This is a genomic window from Bartonella sp. AP58NXGY (genome assembly GCF_042195785.1).
Taxonomy (GTDB): Bacteria; Pseudomonadota; Alphaproteobacteria; order Rhizobiales; family Rhizobiaceae; genus Bartonella.
The window spans coordinates 1-833 of the sequence record NZ_JBHIOY010000176.1 but is presented as its reverse complement, the minus strand read 5'-3'; the positions used below and the strand labels follow the sequence as shown (position 1 = coordinate 833).

1 protein-coding gene is annotated in these 833 nt (G+C 37.1%); it reads left to right on the top strand.

Features of this window, described 5'->3' with window-relative positions:
* On the top strand, window positions 1-704 hold a 704-nt coding region (locus ACFINC_RS10275; RefSeq protein WP_375617146.1), incomplete at its 5' end, for a metal ABC transporter permease.
* Between the last annotated feature and the right edge of the window lie 129 nt (window positions 705-833).

The following is an 833-nucleotide window of genomic DNA, read 5'->3' as shown; positions in this document are numbered from 1 at the left end:
TTTTAGCTTCTTTGCCATTTGCTTGGTTCCAGCATATGCGTCCAGAGAATATTACAATGACTTTGATTACTTGCGGTGCTTTTGTTGCAGGTATGGTTTGTGCTCTTACAACAGGCTTTTTGGGAAGCAATAGTCGTATCAAACAGGATACAGTGATGGGTGTTGTCTTTTCATCGATGTTTGGTTTAGGGCTTGTTTTGGCAACATCTATCTATAGTAGCTTAGATTTGAATCATATTCTATTTGGTAACCTGTTGGGCGTTAATTGGCTTGATATTACGCAGACAGCGGTCATTTCTGCCATTGTTACTTTCATTTTAGGGGCAAAATGGCGCGATTTTATGCTGTATATTTTTGATTCAGTACAAGGTCGTGCAATGGGATTGCGAATACCACTGCTCCACTATACCCTTCTCACGATGATTTCTCTTACAATTGTTGCAGCTTTGAAAGCGGTTGGAATTGTGCTTGTTATTTCTTTACTGATAGCACCAGGAGCAATTGCCTATCTTGTCACAAAACGGTTTTCTTTTATGTTAATGATCGCGATACTTATTGCAGCTTTTTCTGGTTTTTTAGGGATTTATCTTAGCCTATTTATCGGCTCTGATTCTGCTTCCACAATTGTGTTAATCTTGACGTTGATTTTTATTGCCATTTTCATGATGATTTTCTTTCGTCGAAATACAGTTCAAGAAACTTGATGGTGATAAAATTCATGCATATCAGCCATGCATTTTTATATATTGTTTCTCATGCTTATTTTAATTAGATGTTGAGTCGCTAGGTTATTTTTCCTCCTAATGTCTAGCAAATGAATGCAGTACGTATTC